Annotated in this window: 14 protein-coding genes, 6 tRNA genes and 2 rRNA genes (1 of these 22 only partly in view); 8 read left to right on the forward strand and 14 right to left on the reverse strand. The window is 47.7% G+C overall.

Annotated features, from left to right (window positions below; genetic code table 11):
- The 9 genes from ACZ424_RS04870 to ACZ424_RS04910 form a co-directional block, all read right to left on the reverse strand.
- Window positions 1–321: ribosomal RNA gene (locus tag ACZ424_RS04870) — 23S ribosomal RNA — on the reverse strand; it reaches 2,650 nt to the left of the window's first position.
- Between the two features lie 125 nt (window positions 322–446).
- Window positions 447–2,034, reverse strand: a 16S ribosomal RNA gene (locus ACZ424_RS04875).
- Together the 16S and 23S rRNA genes form the textbook arrangement of a ribosomal RNA operon.
- Window positions 2,035–2,552: 518 nt before the next feature.
- Window positions 2,553–2,628: transfer RNA gene (locus ACZ424_RS04880), tRNA-Gly, on the reverse strand.
- Between the two features lie 25 nt (window positions 2,629–2,653).
- Window positions 2,654–3,088: a hypothetical protein gene (locus ACZ424_RS04885; RefSeq protein ID WP_464903873.1), complete on the reverse strand. Its 435-nt coding sequence runs from the start codon at window positions 3,086–3,088 to the stop codon at window positions 2,654–2,656.
- 15 nt (window positions 3,089–3,103) lie between these two features.
- Window positions 3,104–5,455, reverse strand: coding sequence for a replication restart helicase PriA (gene priA, locus ACZ424_RS04890; RefSeq protein WP_464903874.1), 2,352 nt, complete (start codon window positions 5,453–5,455; stop codon window positions 3,104–3,106).
- A 102-nt stretch (window positions 5,456–5,557) separates the two neighbouring features.
- The gene (locus ACZ424_RS04895) at window positions 5,558–5,947 is read right to left on the reverse strand and encodes a hypothetical protein (protein WP_464903875.1); all 390 of its coding nucleotides are present in this window, start codon (window positions 5,945–5,947) and stop codon (window positions 5,558–5,560) included.
- The gene (locus ACZ424_RS04900) at window positions 5,883–6,947 is read right to left on the reverse strand and encodes a glycosyltransferase family 4 protein (RefSeq protein ID WP_464905214.1); all 1,065 of its coding nucleotides are present in this window, start codon (window positions 6,945–6,947) and stop codon (window positions 5,883–5,885) included. The genes ACZ424_RS04895 and ACZ424_RS04900 overlap by 65 nt, the downstream gene beginning before the upstream one ends.
- Window positions 6,922–7,686, reverse strand: coding sequence for a glycosyltransferase family 2 protein (locus ACZ424_RS04905; RefSeq protein ID WP_464903876.1), 765 nt, complete (start codon window positions 7,684–7,686; stop codon window positions 6,922–6,924). Before ACZ424_RS04905 ends, ACZ424_RS04900 begins: the two co-directional genes overlap by 26 nt.
- A complete protein-coding gene (locus ACZ424_RS04910; protein WP_464903877.1) occupies window positions 7,683–8,717 on the reverse strand; it encodes a polysaccharide deacetylase family protein in 1,035 nt (344 codons plus the stop codon). The genes ACZ424_RS04905 and ACZ424_RS04910 overlap by 4 nt, the downstream gene beginning before the upstream one ends.
- A 27-nt stretch (window positions 8,718–8,744) precedes the next feature.
- Here ACZ424_RS04910 and ispE point away from each other — a divergent pair, with 27 nt between their 5' ends.
- From ispE to ACZ424_RS04940, 6 genes are all read left to right on the forward strand, one after another.
- Complete coding sequence (gene ispE, locus ACZ424_RS04915) at window positions 8,745–9,587, forward strand: 4-(cytidine 5'-diphospho)-2-C-methyl-D-erythritol kinase (protein WP_464903878.1); 843 nt, start codon at window positions 8,745–8,747, stop codon at window positions 9,585–9,587.
- A 3-nt stretch (window positions 9,588–9,590) separates the two neighbouring features.
- Window positions 9,591–9,665, forward strand: a tRNA-Gln gene (locus tag ACZ424_RS04920).
- A 13-nt stretch (window positions 9,666–9,678) separates the two neighbouring features.
- Window positions 9,679–9,754: transfer RNA gene (locus ACZ424_RS04925), tRNA-His, on the forward strand.
- 11 nt (window positions 9,755–9,765) lie between these two features.
- Window positions 9,766–9,851 (forward strand) — tRNA-Leu (locus tag ACZ424_RS04930).
- A gap of 4 nt (window positions 9,852–9,855) precedes the next feature.
- Window positions 9,856–9,931: transfer RNA gene (locus ACZ424_RS04935), tRNA-Gly, on the forward strand.
- A gap of 4 nt (window positions 9,932–9,935) precedes the next feature.
- Window positions 9,936–10,010 (forward strand) — tRNA-Cys (locus tag ACZ424_RS04940).
- Between the two features lie 87 nt (window positions 10,011–10,097).
- On the opposite strand, the gene ACZ424_RS04945 is transcribed toward ACZ424_RS04940, so the two are convergent.
- From ACZ424_RS04945 to queC, 5 genes are all read right to left on the reverse strand, one after another.
- Window positions 10,098–11,306 carry a homocysteine biosynthesis protein gene (locus ACZ424_RS04945; RefSeq protein WP_464903879.1) on the reverse strand — a complete coding sequence of 403 codons (1,209 nt, stop codon included), beginning with the start codon at window positions 11,304–11,306 and terminating at the stop codon, window positions 10,098–10,100.
- A gap of 293 nt (window positions 11,307–11,599) precedes the next feature.
- Complete coding sequence (locus ACZ424_RS04950) at window positions 11,600–11,749, reverse strand: nucleotidyltransferase domain-containing protein (RefSeq protein ID WP_464903880.1); 150 nt, start codon at window positions 11,747–11,749, stop codon at window positions 11,600–11,602.
- Between the two features lie 67 nt (window positions 11,750–11,816).
- A complete protein-coding gene (gene rimO / locus ACZ424_RS04955) occupies window positions 11,817–13,115 on the reverse strand; it encodes a 30S ribosomal protein S12 methylthiotransferase RimO (protein WP_464903881.1) in 1,299 nt (432 codons plus the stop codon).
- Window positions 13,116–13,125: 10 nt separating this feature from the next.
- Window positions 13,126–14,163 (reverse strand): selenide, water dikinase SelD, encoded by a 1,038-nt coding sequence (selD, locus tag ACZ424_RS04960; RefSeq protein WP_464903882.1) that lies wholly within the window; start codon window positions 14,161–14,163, stop codon window positions 13,126–13,128.
- Complete coding sequence (queC, locus tag ACZ424_RS04965; protein WP_464903883.1) at window positions 14,156–14,863, reverse strand: 7-cyano-7-deazaguanine synthase QueC; 708 nt, start codon at window positions 14,861–14,863, stop codon at window positions 14,156–14,158. Before queC ends, selD begins: the two co-directional genes overlap by 8 nt.
- A 213-nt stretch (window positions 14,864–15,076) precedes the next feature.
- On the opposite strand from queC, the gene ACZ424_RS04970 reads away from it, so the two are divergent.
- Both ACZ424_RS04970 and glyS read left to right on the forward strand, forming a co-directional pair.
- The gene (locus tag ACZ424_RS04970; protein WP_464903884.1) at window positions 15,077–15,949 is read left to right on the forward strand and encodes a glycine--tRNA ligase subunit alpha; all 873 of its coding nucleotides are present in this window, start codon (window positions 15,077–15,079) and stop codon (window positions 15,947–15,949) included.
- Window positions 15,924–17,993, forward strand: coding sequence for a glycine--tRNA ligase subunit beta (gene glyS / locus ACZ424_RS04975; RefSeq protein ID WP_464903885.1), 2,070 nt, complete (start codon window positions 15,924–15,926; stop codon window positions 17,991–17,993). The genes ACZ424_RS04970 and glyS overlap by 26 nt, the downstream gene beginning before the upstream one ends.
- The last annotated feature ends 1 nt before the right edge of the window (window position 17,994 follow it).

Consider the following 17,994-nt stretch of genomic DNA (forward strand, 5'->3'; position numbering starts at 1 on the left):
TTCCAGGTACGTCCCGCTACCCCGGATGGGCAACGCCTGCCCGCTTTTCCACCCATCCGGTTTGGGCTGGTCCCCTTTCGCTCGCCGCTACTCAGGGAGTCTCGGTTGATTTCCTTTCCTCCCCCTACTGAGATGTTTCAGTTCGGAGGGTATCGCCTCCCGCAGAGCGGGATGACGGGCTTTCTCCCCGCCGGGTTTCCCCATTCGGGCATCCCCGGGTCTTCAGCTGTTTGCGCCTCGCCGGGGCTTTTCGCAGCTTACCACGCCCTTCTTCGCCTGCTGGCGCCAAGGCATCCACCGTGTGCCCTTAGCACCTCGGCCTATTACCGCCTCAGTACTGGTTCCCTTATTCTGCTGTCAAAGACCGATCGTCCTTGACAGGACGATAAGGGACACGCACCCTGCAATTCTTCAGGGGCAGGAACCTGCCCACCCCTTTCTCCATAAAAGGAGGTGATCCAGCCGCAGGTTCTCCTACGGCTACCTTGTTACGACTTCACCCCAGTCACCAGCCCTACCTTCGGCCCCTGCCTCCCACTTCCGTGGGTTAGCCCGGGGACTTCTGGTAGAACTAGCTTCCGGGGTGTGACGGGCGGTGAGTACAAGGCCCGGGAACGTATTCACGGCCGTGTAGCTGACCGGCCGTTACTAGCGATTCCAGCTTCATGCAGGCGAGTTGCAGCCTGCAATCCGAACTGGGACCGGGTTTCTGAGTTTCGCTCCGCCTCGCGGCTTCGCTTCCCTCTGTCCCGGCCATTGTAGCACGTGTGTAGCCCAGGGCGTAAGGGGCATACTGACCTGACGTCATCCCCCCCTTCCTCCGGCTTATCGCCGGCAGTCCCCTTAGTGTGCCCGGCTTTACCCGCTGGCAACTAAGGGCAGGGGTTGCGCTCGTTGCGGGACTTAACCCAACACCTCACGGCACGAGCTGACGACGGCCATGTACCACCTGTGCCGGGTGGGCCCCCAAAGGGGCCTCAACCCTGACTTTCGCCAGGGCTACCCCCGGCATGTCAAGCCCTGGTAAGGTTCTTCGCGTAGCATTGAATTAAACCACATGCTCCACCGCTTGTGCGGGCCCCCGTCTATTCCTTTGAGTTTCAGCCTTGCGGCCGTACTCCCCAGGCGGGGTGCTTAACGCGTTAGCTTCGGCACTGACCACTCTCGTGGCCAACGCCCAGCACCCATCGTTTACAGCGTGGACTACCCGGGTATCTAATCCGGTTCGCTCCCCACGCTTTCGCGCCTCAGCGTCGGTTCCGTCCTCGCTGGCCGCCTTCGCCACCGGTGTTCCTCCCGATATCTACGCATTTCACCGCTACACCGGGAATTCCGCCAGCGTCTTCCGGACCCTAGACCAGCAGTATCAGAGGCAATTCCCCGGTTGAGCCGGGGGCTTTCACCTCTGACTTACTGGCCCGCCTACGCGCTCTTTACGCCCAGTAATTTCGCGCAACGCTCGGGACCTACGTATTACCGCGGCTGCTGGCACGTAGTTAGCCGTCCCTTCCTCTCCGGGTACCGTCACAGGGATGGGCTCTTAACCCATCCCCGCCTCGTCCCCGGCGACAGGAGTTTACACCCCGAAGGGCTTCTTCCTCCACTCGGCGTCGCTGGGTCAGGCTTGCGCCCATTGCCCAAGATTCCCCACTGCTGCCTCCCGTAGGAGTCCGGGCCGTGTCTCAGTCCCGGTGTGGCCGACCACCCTCTCAGGCCGGCTACCCGTCGTAGGCTTGGTAGGCCGTTACCCCACCAACTACCTGATGGGACGCGAGCCCATCCCGAGGCGGCAGCTTAGGCAAAGCCCAGAGGCCACCCTTTTCACACAGCCCATGCAGGCCGTGCGCTTATGGGGTATTAGCCCGGGTTTCCCCGGGTTATCCCCCTCCTCGGGGTAGGTTGCTCACGCGTTACTCACCCGTTCGCCGGTCGCCAGCACCAGAACCAAAAGGTTCCGGCCTGCTGCCCCACGACTTGCATGTGTTAGGCACGCCGACAGCGTTCGCGCTGAGCCAGGATCAAACTCTCCAGCAAAATATCACAAAGCTATTTCTGGCTCAGTTTCGCAAGGCTACAAAAACCTGCGGAACACCTCAATTACAAGCCCTGTCGGGCTTCTCCTCTCCGCAGGGTGCGTGTCCCTTATTCTCCTGTCAAAGACCGCTTTGGATTCCGCTCCTTGGCGGCGATGTTTAAATTTATTCCACCCTCTCTTCCTTGTCAACCCCTCAGGAGAGACTCAAGTTAAAACTTGCCAACGTTCAAGGTTTTAACGATTTCAACTGATAAGTGGGAGTGAGAGGGTACTTATTCGGCTTTTCTCAAAGACCGCCTTTCGCAGCAAGAGTTTAATTTATGCCTCTCCCTCTCTGCTGTCAACCCCTGTAGTCGAGAAACTACTACTCTACAGGAGTTAAAGCTTTGAGAGGCTTATTCAACTTTCTTTCAAAGAACGCAAAGTACTAATTTATGACTCATCAGATGCCCTGTCAAGGGCTCATGGAGAGGAACCTCAAGTTTGAGGTTCGTCGTTTGAAACCTATTCAACTTTATGGAGCGGGCGACGGGACTTGAACCCGCGACCCCAACCTTGGCAAGGTTGTGCTCTACCAACTGAGCTACGCCCGCTTAAGGCGAGTAATAAAAATAGGAACTACTGTTGGTTTGTCAACTCCCCTTTGGGGCCTACCTGAATTGTGAGATAAGTTTCGCTGAAACCTCTGTTAACCTGTATTTGGAGAACTTTATCTGGGGTTGTAAAGGTAAGCTCTGCGCTTTTACCGTAGACTGTTATTGTAAGGGGCTCCCAGCCTTTTTCTGGCAACGTTGCCTTGTAGTAGGATACGACATCTTTAACGGGAGCTCCCCCCCTAAAAGCCAACCTTCCGACCTTTATATTCCCAGACTCGTAAATGAAGCTCTTATCCGGAATTAGGTGAAAACCAGGGTACACGGGAACGTTTTCCTCTAAAAGGTCTGTTTTTACTTGCTGTTCTTGAAGGGTAGGGGTTGTTTTTACCTCCTGTTGGGTGGCAGGAGCACAGGCTGAGGCTACTAAAATCGCAGGAACGAGAAGTATTCTCTTCATTTTCCCCTCCTAAAGTTAAAGGATTCTAACAGGGTCTACGTCTATTTTATACCTGATTGATAGGGGTTGAAAAAGGAGTTCTGTTTCCTCTTTTAACAACTTTAATTTCTTAAAAATTCTCTCCTCTTTAGTGGTTAAGAAGGCAATATACCTGTATCTCCCGTTCCGCTTCGGAATAGGAGCTGGGTTAAGTTTAGGAAAACTGAAGTATTCCGAGAGCCTTAGTGAAAGTTTCTGGTAAGCTTCCCTAAGTTTCTGGAGCTTTTTCTGTTTCTCAACCTGGAACTCAAGGAGAACACCGACAGAGTAGGGGGGATAGCCGAAGAGTTCTCTTGAGAGGAGCTCCCCCTCGTAAAATTCATCAAACCTGTAGTTAACCGCACACTTTACCGAAGGTTTCTCTGTATCGTAGGCTTGAACGATGGCTGAACCGGGCTGAAACCTTCCTGCCCTTCCAACCGCATGAACTATTGAATGGAAAGACCTCTCTGAAGCTTTAAAGTCGGGAGCTCCCCCCAGCTGGTCTGCAATAAGAACACCGACAAAAGTTAGACGGGGAAAGTTGTGGCCTTTAACCGCTACGTTTGTTCCAACGATTACGCTATACTTTCCTTCCTTTATCTCTTTTATAAGAGTGGCTCCTCTAAAGGGATCTTTTACAGTGTCAAGGTCTAAACGGACAATACTCCAATCTGGGTAGAGGTCTTTCAACTCCTTCTCTACCCTCTCTGTTCCATAACCTTTAAACTCCAAATAACTTCCACACTTAGGACATCTGAAGATTGGTCTATAACGCCTCCCGCAGATGTGACATACAAACAGGTCTCTTGACCTGTAATATGTCAGCGGAACTTTGCAGTATTTGCACTCGGCAACATAACCGCACTTTGGGCAAAAACCCTGAGAGTAGTAACCCCTCCGGCTAATGTAGAGGAGTGCCTGATTCCCCCTTTCAACGACTTTCTCAAGGGTTTTAAGGAGCTTCTCGGTGAAAATTCCTTTCCGGGGTTCAGTTTTAAGGTCAAGAATTTCTACTTTTGGAAGGGGAAGGCCAGTTACCCGACTGTTTAGACGGTTTAGCGTGTAAGTTCCCTCTTTTGCCTTTTTATAGGATTCAACAGAGGGAGTGGCAGAGACGAGAACGGCCGGAATTCCTAAGCTTTCTGCCCTGTAAACAGCAACGTCTCTGGCGTTGTAGTAGGGTTTTTGCTGCTCCTTGTATGACGGGTCCTGCTCTTCATCTACAACTATTAACCCCAAGTCTTTAACGGGAAGCAGAACGGCAGGTCTTGTCCCTACAAATACTCTGTAGCGTCCCTGAAGGGCAGAAAGCCACATAGAGACCTTTTCTCTCCTTGTTAACTTTCCGTGGAAGAGGCCAACTTCTCCGAAGTATGCCTCAACCCTTGCCCGGAGCTCTGGAGTAAGGAGGAGTTCCGGAACCAAGATTATTACCCTCTTTCCAGACTCAACTACTCTCTTTGCCGCCTGAAGGTAAACTTCCATTTTTCCAGAACCAGTAACCCCGTAGAGAAGGTGAACTCCAGGGTTTAAAATCTCCGAAAGGACTCTTTCCTGATCACCTGTAAGCTTTACTTTTCTCTTATCCTTAAGATCTTGCTGACGAACTTCCCCTATTTCCCTCTCATAAACAAGTTCGGCTAGGCCTAACTCACATACTCTTTTTACGGCGTATTCGGAAAAGTCTTTACGTATTTCAGAAAGAGGCGCTATTCCCTTTTCTTTAAGGTATGAAAGGAGTTCTTTTACAGATTTCCCCTTTCCTGAGTAGTTGTCCGAAATAAACCTTAGGTAGGAAACCCGTTTAACGGCGTCTTTCTTTATCTCTTCAAGGAGCTCTACAGCCCCTTTATTTACAAGTCGTTTTACGCAGTCGTAAAAACCCGATACTGAAAGCCTTTTTCTAATGGTTGAGAGGGAGAGAGCTCCGGAAGAGGAAGAGAGAAGCAGTGAGAAAACCTTCTCCTCGTTTGGAGAGAGCTTTCCAGAGAAATTCCTGTTAACCTTAAGCTTTACGTTCTCTTCAACGACAAAACCCTCCGGCAAAAACCTGAAAAGGGCTTCGCCAAAAGAGGAGCAGTAGTAGTCTGAAACGAACCGACAGACCTTCAAAGTTTCTTCAGTAAAAAGGGGGTAGGGGTCTGGAACGTCAAAAACGTCTTTAATTTCGTATGAAAGCGGCAGCTCTTTTCTTATGGATAGAATAATTCCCGTTCTTAACCTGTCCCCTCTTCCAAAGGGAACGATTACCCTTTTCCCTACTTCAGGTGGAAAACTCTCGTAGCCCGTTACTCTGTAGGTAAAGGTCTGGTCTAAAGGAAGGTCAAGGGCTACTTCAACGAACACCTTACCTCTTCCTCACGGTAGAGCCAACGGCCATAAGGAGAAGAAGAAGAGCTGAAAGAACGGCTAAAGAGATAACAAAGAATTCAAAGAGCTTAGGCACAACTACCTCCCTTCGCCGGGAGAATTATAAACCGGCTCCACTTTAACGGCGTCTATGTAGGGGAAGTTAAAAGTTGTAACCCGAACATAACCAACCACTTTAACTTTCTTACCTATCAGTTTAGACAAATCTCCGTAGTCGTAGTGGACGTATATGCACCCGGAAGAGTCGCAGACCAAAGGATCTCCCGGGTAGGGGGGAAACAGGTCTTGAGGCCTTTTGTAGGTGAGCTTACCTATAACCTTTACGTAACAGTCCCAGTAGGCCTTTGGGTGGTTTGAGAGAAGCCCCGCCGGGTAGGTTATTGTGTAGTCACCGGTAGCCGTTCTACAACCTGCCGCAAATAAACCCCCTAACAACAGGAGAGAGAGCCTTAAAAGAGAACTTTTCATCTGCCACCTCTTGTGAAATCTTACCCAATTTCTTTAGGTCTTTTGATAGGAACTCGTCCACAGCCCTTGATAGGGCATCTTCATTAGGTGGGACTGTAATTCCGTAAGGAGGGAGAACTATCTCAGGGAGAGCTCCAACGTTCGTTGAAACCACCGCCGTTCTACAGGCCATAAACTCTAAGGGAGCTCTCGCGATAACCTCCGAGCCTACCGACGGGACTACTGCTAAGTCACAGGCAGACATAAAGTGTGAAATGGAACTTAACCTCTCTGGAATGAAAACAATTTTCTCTGAAACTCCAAGTTTAACGGCAAGCTCTTTCAGTTCAGATAGCTTCTCGTTCTTCTCCTCTCCTACGACTACAGCTAAGTAGTCGTTCCTCTTAAGCTTTGAGAGAGCTCTAATAAAAACTCTGTGCCCCTTAACGGGATCCAACCTGCCTACAACTCCGATTAGTTTTCTCTTTCCCACTTTCAGCTTTTCTCTAAAGGCTCTCCTTCCCTCTTCCGAGTATTTAAAGACTTCAGTATCAACCATTCCCGGGATGATTATCTTCGGAAGCGAAGAGATAACGCTGTTTAAGAGTTTCACTGAAGAGACAATCACTCCGTCTACGAAGCGGCGGTGGAGTTCCCTGTTTAAGAAACTCTCCCGAACTCCTTTTGCCTGGCCGTGGAGACGGAAAAGCCTGTAACCGTAGCGTTTTTTCAGGAGAGCTCCGAAGAGCATCTCGTCTCCCCTTATCGTAAAAACAACCTTCGGCCTTACAGACTCAACCGCCCTTTTAAACGAAAAGAAAGCCTTAAAAGGAAGCCCTCTTCTGGGGTCTTCTATCGGAAGAACGTTAAAGCCTATCTCTTCTGCAGCTCTATAGGCAGGAAAACCGGGAATGGCAGCAACCGAAACAGAACACGCCTCAGATAGAGCTCTTGCAACCTTTATTCCCAAGTCGGTCAGTGCACTGTTCCACCGCTCATCTAAAACGACGAGAGCTCTCACCCCTTTCAATCTCCCAAAGCTTCAAGTACTTAAGGAAAGAGTAGTAAGAGGCCATAACGCTCAAAACAAAACCCTCAAAACCGTCTAAAAAGCCTCTTTTTAAAACGTAGCGTCTGAAAAACGAACCGGCAGGAGAGGTTAGAAGTTTAAAGAGGGAAAAGCGCTTACCCTTTTCATAAACCCCTTCAGCGTAAAGTGTTGAGTAGAGGTCAATCTTTCTAAGGTGCTGTGAAACAGACTCGTAGGAGTAGTGAAGGAGCTCCCCCCTCAAAGTTCCTACCTTTCCGTTTACTTCTAATCTCTCGTGAACCATATCTCCAACCCAGCGGCACTTTTTCCTTCGTGCAAGCCTCAGCTGGTAGTCGGGATTCCAGGCGTGGCGTATCCACCTGCCAAGGTAGTTTGTAAGTCTGTTGAATCTGTAGCCTGAAAACTCTGAGTTTTTAGAAATGGCCTCTTTAATGCTCTTGGAGAGCTCTTCCGATACAACCTCATCGTCGTCTAAAAACAGAACCCAGTCACATCTACAGAGGCTTAACAGGTAATTCTTCTGATTAACGAAGTTATCAAAAGGTCTAAAATGAACTTCCGTCCCGAACCCTTTAACTATATCTAAGGTTCTGTCCTCCGAACCCGAATCAAGAACAACAATCTGGTTTGCAATACCTTCTACGCTTTCAAGAACCTGTTTTATATGTTTTTCCGAGTTAAAAGTGAGAACTCCTACACTTAAACTCAAAGGGTTTTCTCCTTTTTAAACCGATTATAAAACCTATAAAGAGGAGTTGAAAAAACAAAAACCCGACCGAAAGCTGTAAAAATGTCCCTTCCTAAAGGAACTCTGGGAAGACGATAAGGTTTAAAATCCTCTTTAATAACTCCTCTCTTTGTTGTGAATACGTATTTAAAGTGTTTCTTAGCAATCTCCTTTGAAAAATTGGAGAAATGGCCAAAAGGCCAAGAAAACGTATTAACTTTTACTCCTAACTTCTTTTCAATCTGTTCTTTGGAAAGTATAAACTCCCGTTCTATCCTAATCCTCGCCTCATCTTCTGTTTCAAATTCCCCTAAGGTCTTAAAATTCCTACTCAGCTCTTCCCTTAAACGTTCTTTCCAGTTCCCTTTCTTTGGGAAAGACCTGCAAAATTTAACAACCTCTGAATTCACATTAAAGAGAAGGGATGATAGGGAGCTCCTGGTCTTAAACCTTGGAGTTCCCACTTCAGGCTCACCAAACAGGAGATACTCCCAGTGGAAATTCCTGCCGTCAAAGAAGTCAACGATCTCAAAAGATACAGCTTCTCTTAGGTGTCTCAGCCCGTGGGAACCGAAGGTGAAGACATCTTTCATAAGAGAGAGCTCCTCCCATGTTAAGTAATCCTGCCTGTCTCCCTTCAAGTAAGCTACGTGGGATTCAAACATTGAAAGAGGTTTTTGGAGTTCTCTGAACGAAACGGTACCGTTCCAGTAGTCTGATAGGTTTTTCCTAACAATACCGGAACCTACTCTATCTACAGTTATAAAGAGGTGTGCGGGAATTCCCATCTTTTTAAGGACAGGATAGGCATATATGAAATTATCGGCGTAACCATCATCAAAGGTTATTGCTGCCCTCGGTTTACTTCCTTTCTCTTCAAACAAAGCTTCAAGTGGAACTACCTTAAACCTGGTTTTTATAAGCCTTAAAACGTAAACAAATCCCTTTAAAGTCAGATCATCTACCCCATTTTCAGGGTATACTTTGTGAAGGTAGAAAATAAGGTCTGCCATCAAAACTCCTTAACCGGGTGGCTTAAAATGAAGTTAATAGTTCCATCGCCTGCAAAGGTTAATTTATCACTCTGGGTTAAAGGGAAAAGACCTGACGGTTACCATGAAATAGTAACCGTTATGCACACTATAAATTTGTTTGATACCCTTACGTTCCTCCCGTCAGACCGGTTTGAACTTGAAATTGAAGGGAATCAACCCCTCCCTTTAGGAAAGAGCAACCTGATAGTTAAAGCAAAGGAGCTCTTTAAAGAGGTAACAGGGATAAAGCCGAAAGTTAAGGTAACCCTCAGAAAAGCCATTCCGGTTGGAGCAGGGCTTGGAGGGGGGAGCTCCAATGCAGCAGCGACCCTTAAAGGGCTTAATACCCTATACGGGAACCCCTTAAGTGAGGGGGAGCTCCACCAGATATCAGCCCAAATAGGAAGCGACGTTCCCTTTTTCATAAAAGGCGGTCTGGCCATCTCCTACGGAAGAGGAGAAAAGCTCAAACACTACAACCCTGCAAGCTTCAAGCTCCTCTTAGTTTACCCAAACTTTTCCTGCTCAACTGCAGAGGTCTACCAAAAGCTTCCGAGGATAGAGAGGAACATTACACCTGAAGACGCCGAGAAACTGATAATTTCTCCTCTTATATCCCACAGGCTCAAAGAAGTTAAAGAGAACATGAACAACGACCTTGAGCTAAGCGAAGCCAAGTGCGTTAAACAGGCCAAGGAAGTAAAGGAAATCCTAAAAGAAATTGGACTTCACCCTTTAATGAGCGGAAGCGGCTCTTCCGTCTTTGCCATCGTTGAAGAGAACGAAAGCTTTGACACCACCCCCTTGAAAAAGACAGGCTGGTGGTATAAATTTCTGTCCGCAGTGTAGAGCTGGGGCGTAGCCAAGCGGTAAGGCAGCGGACTTTGGATCCGCCATTCGCAGGTTCGAATCCTGCCGCCCCAGCCATTTATTTATTGTGGTGGGAGTAGCTCAGTTGGTGGAGCGCCGGGTTGTGGCCCCGGCGGTCGCGGGTTCAAGTCCCGTCTCCCACCCCACAATCCGCCAAGCGGGAGTGGCGGAACTGGCAGACGCGCTGGACTTAGGATCCAGTGCCCTCGTGGCGTGTGGGTTCGACTCCCACCTCCCGCACCACAGGGCGGGCGTAGCTCAGTTGGTAGAGCACAACCTTGCCAAGGTTGGGGTCGCGGGTTCAAGTCCCGTCGCCCGCTCCATAGAGGCGGCGTAGCCAAGTGGTAAGGCAGGGGACTGCAAATCCCTTATTCGGCGGTTCGATTCCGCCCGCCGCCTCCAAATAACTAAGAACTTAAAGTGAAGTCTTTGAAGACTGCGTAATCTTTATTGACAAATCCCATATCTCGGGTCATCGTCAGCTCATAGTTACTTTCTCTCGTCGTATTCAATCTTTACATTCGGTTTCGGAGCTGGAAGAGTTTCTGCAGGTTTACTGATTTCAAACTTACCGCTCTTTATCCATTCTTTCAGTATCTCAGCAATTTCACGGGCTTTGTAGTATGAGGAGACGGGAGAGGTCGGAACTTTCTTGCCGTTTATCTCTATGAAGCCACGGCGGAGCTCCCCGTAGCTTACGTACTTAATTGGCTTTGCGTTTCCGGAAGGGTAGTCAACTGAGTAGTCTATGACGGGGGCGAATATCTCGTCGTCCCTTACAGAGGTGTAGTAGGCAATCCTTTCGTTGAGTATCGGTATTGGAATTCCTATCCCTACAAACATTGAAACGCCGTAGCCCAAAATAGATGCAGCCTTTATAAAGTCCGTTGACATCTGTTTCATGTCACCAACTACCATCAACGTTCCGGCACCTTCCATAGGCTGCCCTTTCTTACTCCTCTTAACTCCAAATGGGGAGTGCTGAGTTCCGTGGAAGGCAACGTAGCCTATTCCTCCCCCTAAGAAAATCCTTGTCCCTATCCCTATGCTCTCAAAGAACGGGTCGTTCATTAGGGGAGAGAGCTGGCCAGCTCCTGAGTAGGTTGCGTTTCCGAAGTTCGGTTTTAGAGTTCCCATGTAGGTGTAGATAGTTCTTGAAGACTTGTTTACAGCAACGTTGTAGTTCTGGTAGGCGTTTCGGGGGCTACATAGAATTGCGTCGTTTATGGTCTTTATGTTTATAAGCTTCTTTATCTCCCTTCGGGGGTAGCAGTCTGTCCCGTAGGCGTAGGCCTCAAGCTCTATGTCCTCTCCGGCTATGAGCTCCTCTATAACGTGGGCTCCTCCGTACTCAAACTTTCCAGGGTAGACCTCGTTCCTTGGGTCGTTCTCCGGAAGGGCAGTTGCTCCTATGTAGAGGTCAACTGCGGCAATTCCTCCGTAGGCCGGAACCCCGTTGAGATAAATCTCTTCCATCTTCATCCTTGGCTTGGTATGACCAACGTTTAGGAAGGCTCCGGAAGAGCACATGGCACCGAAAGTTCCGGTAGTGACTACGTCAACTTCCTCTGCAGCCTTTACTACTCCCAACTCCTCAACTATCTCAATCATTTCCTCGGCCGTAACTACTACAGCCTCACCCTTCCTTATCTTCTCGTTTATCTCCTCATAGGTCTTAACTACCTTGAATTTCTCCATCTAACCTTCTCCTCTCTTCAACTTCCCTAACTCTGCCTTAAGAGAAAGTATAAGTTTCTCAAAAACGCCGTAGTTAATCTTAACTGTTTCGTAAACTTCCCAAGCTATTTCCTCGTTGTAAGTGTGAGAGGTTAAGTTTCTCGCCTCTAAAAGGCTGAGCTACCTCTCCTCGTCTATCCAGCTTAACCTGTAGGCTCCGGAGTTACACTCACCGGCGTTTAAAAATTCGGCAAAACCTTTTAACCGTCTTCCAGGAAAGCTTAAATGTAAACTCAAACCTCTGGATAGCTGCGTCATAGGATAACTCCGGTCTCTCTTACAGATTCAGAAAACTCTCTACTGCTTCTCTTCAGGTCAACAATATCAAAACTCTTAAGCGTAGGCAGTTCTTCAAGCTCTTCCCGTATTCTGTAGATGGTGGAGAGTGGAACTTTATCTCTCAACTCTATTGCTACGTCAAAGTCTGAGGTCTTTCAAGCATTCCGTCTATAAAGTCAAAAGCTTCTTTCTTCATTTAATAGGCTCCGCTATCAGGTCAACGTTACTTGCAAGATCTGTAACCTTTGCCCTTACGAACTCTCCCGGTTTGAAGTTTCCCTTCAGGTAGACAATTCCGTCAATCTCGTAGGCGTTCCTGTAGCTCCTTGCCTCTACGAAACCGGGCATATCGGAGGAAGCAGAATTAACGATTAGCTCAAATTCCCTTCCTATCAGTTCTTTGTGCTTCTTCTCGTAAATCCAGAACTGCGCCTCTTCAAGGAGTGAGAGGCGGGACTCCTTTAACTCCTCCGGAAGGTCGCCGAGCCTGTAGGCTGCTGTTCCGTCTTCCCTGTAGTATTTGAAAAAGCCTACCCAGTCAAGCTCAGCCTCTTTTATAAATGAGTGGAGCTCCTCAAACTCCGCCTCCCCCTCTGTCGGGAAACCGACTATAAAGGTCGTTCTGATTGCAATGCCGGGAATTCTCCTTCTGAGCTTTTCAATCAAGGTCTCTGCAAACTTCCTTGAGTACTTCCTTCCCATAGAGGCAAGGACTTTGTCGTTTATGTGCTGGAACGGAACGTCCAAGTACTTAACAACCTTTTCAGATGAGGCAATGTAGTCAATGAGTGAATCTGAAATGTGGGAAGGGTAGGTATACATAAGCCTTATCCATTTAATCCCTTCAATCCTCTCAAGCTCAGGTAGGAGTTTAAGGAGCCCGTTCTCCTCTCCTCTATCCGTTAAATAGGCTGTAGTGTCTTGGGCTATTACGTAGAGCTCCCTTACTCCGAGGTCTGCTAATCTCTTTGCCTCTTCAACTACCTCTTTAATCGGCCTACTCTTTAGAGCTCCCCTTATTATCGGAATCGCACAGTAGGTGCAGCCGTTTGAACACCCTTCTGCAATTTTAAGGTAGGCAATGTGTTTCGGCGTAAGAATCTCTCTCAAAAGGTAGGGCTTATGAACTGCTACCTTCCTGTTGAGTATCCTCTCAACGCTGTCAAGTAGCTCATTTACTCCGATGAAGGCGTCAACTTCCGGGAGCTCCCTCCTTAACTCCTCCTTATACCTCTGGTAGAGGCAGCCGGCAACTACGACCTTTTTCTCGGGGGAGCTCTTCTTCTCCTCTATAGCGTTCAGTATTTCGTCAATAGACTCCTCTTTTGCCGGCTGGATAAAACCGCAGGTGTTTACCAAAATTACGTCTGCGTCCTCTAAACTGTTTGTAAACTCAACGTCTCCCGTAGCCTTCAGTAAACCTACCATAAGCTCTGTATCAACTAAGTTTTTAGGACAGCCAAGGCTTATAACTGCAACTTTTTTCTTCAACTCCGTCTCCTCAGAAAACCTTTATTCCGCTTCCCTCTTTTATCTTACCAACAACCTGAACCCACATCTCTCCCCTTTCTTGGAGTTCTTCAAGGAGTTCCTCCAACTTCTCTTCCGGAACAGAAATTAAAAGCCCCCCTGAAGTCTGAGGGTCAAAGAGGAGCATCTTCAGGTCTTCGTCAACGCTTTCAGAGAAAGTGACGGCCTTTCCTACATAGTCAACGTTGTCGTAAGTGGCAGCAGGAAGAAGTCCCATAGACGCATACTCTTTTGCTCCAGGTAAGAGTTCAAACGCTTTAGAATCAACTTCAGCCGCCACTCCGCTGAACTTCACCATCTCGTAGAGGTGCCCCAAAAATCCAAATCCCGTAACATCTGTACAGGCACTTACTCCGACTTTAACCATAGCCTCAGAGGAATCCTTGTTAAGGTGAACCATAACTTCCGAAACTGCTTCTATCTCTTCTTCCTTTGCCATATCGGCCTTTATTGCAGTAGTCAAAACCCCTATTCCCAACGGTTTTGTGTAGACAAGAACGTCTCCCGGCTTTGCCGTAGAGTTCCGAACAACCTTTTCAGGGTGAATTAACCCCGTAACTGAGAGGCCGAACTTGGTCTCAAGGTCGTCAACCGTGTGACCTCCTACCAGCGAAACTCCGGCCTCTTTGAGCTTCTCTGCTCCCCCTTTAAGAATTTCAGTTAAGTAGTCCATGGGAACTTTACAGGTGTCAAACATAACCAAGTTGATGGCCGTTACTGGCTTTCCTCCCATTGCGTAGATGTCTGAGAGGGCGTTAGCAACGGCAACCTGACCGTAAACAAAGGGATCGTCAACAACGGGAGTGATAAAGTCCGCCGTCTGAATCAAAGCTATCTCATCGGTTAACTTGTAAACTCCCGCATCTTCTGCAGTCTCTATTCCAACTAAAACGTTTGCGTCTTTTGAAAAAGAAACCTTACTCAAAACCTCCGAAAGCCCGACCGGGCTCAGCTTTGCCCCTCAGCCGGAAGCCCTTACGGTTTGAGTCAGCTTGAACTTCTTACTCAAGAATCTTTCCCTCCTCTTTCAGTCTCCTTATTAAGTGGTCCTCCTCTCCAACTTCTGCCCACCCTTTAGCCCTCAAGATACAGCTGTCACACCTCATACAGGGAACTTCCTCTCCCCTGTAGCAGGAGATTGAGTAGGAGTAATCAGCTCCTAAAGAAAGACCGAGTTTGATAATCTCTCCCTTGGTTAGGTTTATCAGCGGTGCGTGTATCTTCCACCTCTTTCCCTCTGCTCCAAACTTAGTTCCCCTGTTTAGGGCCTCTTCCATAGCTGACAGGAACTCAGGACGGCAGTCTGGATAGCCGCTGTAGTCAACAGCGTTCCATCCTCCAACCAAATTGGTAGTTCCCCTGCTTTCAGCAAAAGCTGCAGCTATTGAGATAAAAACGCCGTTTCTAAAGGGAACGTAGGTTATGGGAATTCCCCTCTCCTTCACCTCCTCAACAGAGTGGGTTTCAGGAACTTCCAAGTTTTTATCCGTCAGTGCAGAAGCTCCAAACTTAGAGAGATCAACTTCAAAGAGAACATGCTCTTTTACGCCTGCGTTCTTAGCAGTTATCTTTGCCATCTCCACTTCTATAGAGTGCCTCTGGCCGTAGTAAAAGGTAATGGCGTAAACCTCGTCAAACTGCTTCTTTGCCCAATAGAGGGCTGTTGTTGAGTCAAGTCCTCCTGAGAATATGACCACTGCTGAGTTCATTGTCTCTCCCAATTCGTTTTAAACTGAGAATATAATAACACTCAGTCAGAAACTAAATCTTAAGGGGTTTCATTCCTCTTGACCTTTCCGTTGACGATGAAATCGGTCATTTCCCGTTTTAAAGAGGTTTTGGATTGGAGAGTTTCCTGAATTTGACGACGTATTAACAACTAAATAAAATTACGGCGACAAATACTGCGTGTGGGGAGAGCGTTGACTTTTCAAGAGCTCATATTTACCCTTCAAGACTACTGGGCAAAACAGGGATGCATAATAGCTTCCCCTTACGACGTTGAGCAGGGTGCCGGAACGATGCACCCGTTTACTTTTCTAAAGGTCTTAGACAAAGATCCCTGGAGAGTTGCCTACGTTCAACCCTGCCGCAGGCCTGCAGACGGCCGCTACGGTGAAAATCCCAACAGGCTCCAGCACTACTTCCAGTTTCAGGTTATTCTAAAACCCTCCCCTGAAAACTCTCAGGAACTCTACTTAGGCAGCCTTGAAGCCCTCGGATTTAACCTGAGGGAGCACGACGTTAGGTTCGTTGAAGACGACTGGGAATCTCCGACCCTTGGAGCATGGGGACTTGGCTGGGAAGTATGGTTAGATGGAATGGAGATAACCCAGTTTACATACTTCCAGCAGGCTGGGGGAATCACTTTAGAACCGGTTTCCGTTGAGATTACTTACGGCCTTGAGCGTATCGCTATGTATATACAAGGGGTTGACAGCGTTTACGACATAGAGTGGACAAAGGGCGTTAAGTATGGCGACCTCTATAGGGAGAACGAGTATCAGTGGTCTATCTACAACTTTGAGAAGGCCGATACTGAAATGCTCTTTAAACTGTTTAACATGTTTGAAAAAGAGTCTCAAAGGCTCGTCAAGGAAGATTTAGCCCTTCCAGCTTACGACTACTGCCTCAAGTGTTCCCACGTTTTTAACCTTTTAGACGCAAGGGGCGCCATCTCCGTTGCTGAAAGGGCTTCGTTTATTGGAAGGGTTAGAAGACTTGCAGGAATGTGCGCAAAAAAGTACTTAGAGCTAAAAGAGGGTAAAAGTGAAGGCACAAAACCTTCTCCTTGAAATAGGATGCGAGGAGCTCCCGGCCTCCTTTGTAGAGCCGGCACTTTCCTACCTGAAAGACAAAATCTCTGAAAAACTTAACGAGAATTACCTCTCTTTCACGTCACTTGAAACCTTCGGAACTCCGAGAAGGCTCATCGTCATCGTTTACGATGTTCCGGAGGTTCAGCCGGACAGAGAAGAGTTAATAGTCGGCCCCTCTGAAAGGGCTGCCTTCGACGAAAATGGGAAACCCACTAAGGCAGCCGTTGGCTTTGCAAGGTCAAAGGGGGTTGATGTATCTCAGTTAACGGTCGTTGAAAACCCTCCAAGAAGGAAGGGAAAGTACGTCGCCGTAAGAAGAACCGTTAAGGGAAGGAAAGCTGCAGACGTTCTAAAAGAGATACTCCCCGAACTTATCACCTCAATTCCGTTTAAGAAGAGTATGAGGTGGGGAGTTAAAAAGGTAAGGTTTGCAAGACCTATCAGGTGGATAACTGCCGTTTACGGGAAAGAACAAATTGAGTTTGAGATAGACGGAATAAGGAGCTCCAATATTTCTTTTGGCCACAGGTTTCTCTCACCTGAGCCTTTCGTCGTTGAGGAGCCTTCAGAATTTATCTCCCAGCTTGAGGAGAGGTTTGTAGTTGCAGACATAGAGAAGAGGAAGGCAATAATTCTTGATAGAGCAAAGGACTTAGCAGAGAAAGTAGGAGGGGAGCTCATTGAGGACGAAGAGCTCCTTGAAGAGGTAACAAACTTAGTTGAGTTTCCATACCCGATTTTGGGCTCTTTTGAAGAGGAGTTTTTGGAGCTCCCCAAAGAAGTCCCCGTCGTCGTTATGAAAGACCACCAGAAGTTCTTCTCAGTTGTTGATAAAGACGGGAAACCGAAAAACTACTTCATCGGCGTTTCAAACATAAAACCGGTTGACGACCTCACCGTTAGGCTCGGCTATGAGAAGGTTTTGAGGGCAAGGCTCTCAGATGCCCACTTCTTCTTTAAGGAAGATAGAAAAAAACCTTTAGAAGATAGGGTTAAAGACCTTTCCGGAATCGTCTTCCACGATAAATTAGGAACAATGCTTGAAAAAACAAAAAGGTTGGAAGTTTTAGCTCCCTTTGTTTCCAAAACTCTCGGATTTAAGAAAGAGGAAAAGGCTAAAAGGGCTGCACACCTGTGTAAGGCAGACCTTCTAACCGAAATGGTTAACGAGTTTCCGGAGCTCCAAGGAACGATGGGTAAATACTACGCCATCTTAGACGGAGAAGACGAAGAGGTAGCAGTTGCGATAGAGGAACATTACCTGCCGAGGTTTTCAGGAGACAGAATTGCTGAAACTGAAACGGGAATTTCCCTCTCTCTTTCAGAAAAAGTTGACAACCTTACAGGTTTCATAGGAGTTGGACTAAAGCCAACTGGTTCTGCAGACCCGTTTGCCCTCAGAAGAAACGCTTTAGGACTGATTTATACCCTTATTGAAAGAAGAATTTCTGTTAACCTTACTCCCATCGTAGAGAAAGCTTCATCACTCTACAGGGAGCAGGGAGTCAAACTCTCTCCAAATACCGTTTCTGAAACTGTTGAGTTCGTTAAGGAAAGGCTCAAGAACCACCTGAGAGAGAAGGGATTCTCTCCCGATTCAGTAGACGCTGTCCTTTCGGTTTCAGACGACCCTTACGACTCCCTTCTAAGGGTAAGGGCCATAGAGAAGCTGAGACAGAACCCCGAGTTTGAGGCTGTTCTCTCCACAATGAGGAGAGTTGTTAACATAATCCCAGAAGGTTTTGTTCCCTCCTCCTTTGAACCTGAAGGGGAATATGAAAAGAAACTCTGGGAAACGTTCCAGAGGGTAAAGGAAGAGATTGAGGAGCTCCTTAAAGAGAAAAACTACAAGGGGGCACTCCTCAAAGTTAAGGAGTTAAAACCGGCAGTAGACAGCTTTTTTGACAACGTTATGGTTATGGATAAGGACGAGAAGGTGAGAAACAGGAGACTTAGTCTCCTTAAAGCTATAGCAGACCAACTTCTTAAACTTGTAGACTTTTCAAAACTCGTATTTTAAG

Source organism: Thermovibrio ruber (genome assembly GCF_055380895.1).

Coding starts and splice junctions, on each gene's coding strand:
- ACZ424_RS04885 (WP_464903873.1), bottom strand. CDS start 3,088: ATGAAGAGAATACTTCTCGTTCCTGCGATTTTAGTAGCCTCAGCCTGT.
- ispE (WP_464903878.1), top strand. CDS start 8,745: ATGAAGTTAATAGTTCCATCGCCTGCAAAGGTTAATTTATCACTCTGG.
- ACZ424_RS04945 (WP_464903879.1), bottom strand. CDS start 11,306: ATGGAGAAATTCAAGGTAGTTAAGACCTATGAGGAGATAAACGAGAAG.
- queC (WP_464903883.1), bottom strand. CDS start 14,863: ATGAACTCAGCAGTGGTCATATTCTCAGGAGGACTTGACTCAACAACA.
- ACZ424_RS04910 (WP_464903877.1), bottom strand. CDS start 8,717: ATGGCAGACCTTATTTTCTACCTTCACAAAGTATACCCTGAAAATGGG.
- ACZ424_RS04895 (WP_464903875.1), bottom strand. CDS start 5,947: ATGAAAAGTTCTCTTTTAAGGCTCTCTCTCCTGTTGTTAGGGGGTTTA.